General features: G+C 65.1%; 3 protein-coding genes. All 3 read left to right on the top strand.

Annotation, left to right across the window (positions count from 1 at the left end):
* Nucleotides 1-376 (top strand): aminotransferase class III-fold pyridoxal phosphate-dependent enzyme (locus JMF90_RS36015; protein ID WP_201326245.1); only part of this gene is annotated, 376 nt, incomplete at its 5' end.
* A 25-nt stretch (nucleotides 377-401) separates the two neighbouring features.
* Nucleotides 402-956: a carboxymuconolactone decarboxylase family protein gene (locus JMF90_RS36020; protein WP_011547977.1), complete on the top strand. Its 555-nt coding sequence runs from the start codon at nucleotides 402-404 to the stop codon at nucleotides 954-956.
* 205 nt (nucleotides 957-1,161) lie between these two features.
* Nucleotides 1,162-1,707: aspartyl/asparaginyl beta-hydroxylase domain-containing protein (locus tag JMF90_RS36025; RefSeq protein WP_201326246.1), on the top strand; the 546-nt coding region annotated here is incomplete at its 3' end.

A 1,707-nucleotide genomic window follows, 5' to 3' on the forward strand; every position in this document is an offset into this window, starting at 1 on the left:
GATCGCCGAAGACAAGCTGCTTGACAACGTGAAGGCGCGCGGCGAGCAACTGCGTGCGTCGTTGCGCGAGCATTACGGCACGCATCCGCATGTCGGCGACGTGCGCGGCCGCGGGCTGTTCGTCGGCGTCGAGCTCGTGCGCGATCGCGACACCAAGGCGACCTTCGACCCCGCGTTGAAGCTGCATGCGGCGGTCAAGCGCGAAGCGATGCAGCGGGGGTTGATGGTGTATCCGATGGGTGGCACGATCGACGGCGTGCACGGCGACCACATCCTGGTCGCGCCGCCGTTCGTGTGCACCGCGCAGCAGATCGACACGATCGTCGAGCGGCTGTCCGGCGCGATCGGCGCGGCGCTCGCGTCGGCCGGCGCATGAACCCCGATCTCATCGAATCCTCACCATGACAGACAGACTGCCTCCCTTCGACCCCGCATCGGCCACCGACGAACAGAAGGCCGTGCTCGCCGACATCCTCAGCGGCCCGCGCGGCAACCTGAACGGGCCGTTCCTCGGCTGGATCGCGAGCCCCGAGCTGGCCCAGCACGCGCAGAAGCTCGGCGCGTTCTGCCGCTATCGCACGGGGCTGCCGCTGCGCCTGTCGGAGCTCGCGATTCTCGTGACGGCCGCGCGCTGGCGCTCGCAGGCCGAGTGGCACATCCATCATCCGATCGCGCTCGAGGCCGGCGTGCCGGCCGCAACGGCCGACGCGATCCGCCGCGGCGTCGCGCCCGTATTCGAATCGGACGACGATGCGCTGATCCATGCGTTCGCCACCGAGCTGTACGACACGCGCCGCGTGAGCGATGCGACGTTCGCGCGTGCACAGGCGCGCTTCGGCCACGAGACCGTCGTGAATCTCGTCGCGCTGCTCGGCTATTACGCGCTCGTGGCGATGACGCTCAACACGTTCGATATGCGCGCAGACGGACAAACTGATTTGCCGTTTCCGGAATAATCGCTGCCGGCGCGTGCGTCGGTAGCCTGTCGCGCATGCATGCAGATTGCTCGAAAAGCCCGTATATACGGGCTTTTCGGCGTTTTGGCACGGATCGATTGGCCATCTCGTCCGTTGCGAGACCCACACATGCGATCTCACCGTCAGAGCAAGAAATTTTCCCCGTCTCTAGAATTTCTTCAAAAGAGCTATGGGGGAAATATCGATGCGCTGGGTCCTGTTGATCGTGTTCATTGCGTGTGTCGTGTACACGCATCGGCGCGGCAAGGTTCGGCACCGGTTGTTCAGGCAACTCTCCGACCACTCGACCTTTACCGCACCGCTGAACTGCTTTTCGTATGCGTTCTCGTCGGTGCCGACCACGCCGTTTCTCGACACGGAGCACTTTCCGGAGCTCGCGGAGCTGCAGCGCGAATGGCGCACGTTCCGCCGCGAAGCGCTCGCGTTGCGCGATGCGAGCCGGATCAAGGCGTCGGGCGAGTACAACGACATCGGCTTCAATTCGTTCTTTCGCCACGGCTGGAAGCGTTTCTACCTGAAGTGGTACGACGCGCCGCATCCGTCCGCGCAGGCGTTGTGTCCGCGCTCGGTCGAGATCCTGTCGCGGATTCCGTCGATCAAGGCGGCGATGTTCGCGCAGTTGCCGCCGGGCGGGACGCTCGGGCTGCATCGCGATCCGTATGCGGGCTCGTTGCGCTACCACCTCGGGCTCGACACGCCGAACGACGACGCGTGCCGGATCGTCGTCGAC

The organism is Burkholderia sp. E168m23 (assembly GCF_016586125.1).
GTDB lineage: Bacteria > Pseudomonadota > Gammaproteobacteria > Burkholderiales > Burkholderiaceae > Burkholderia > Burkholderia orbicola.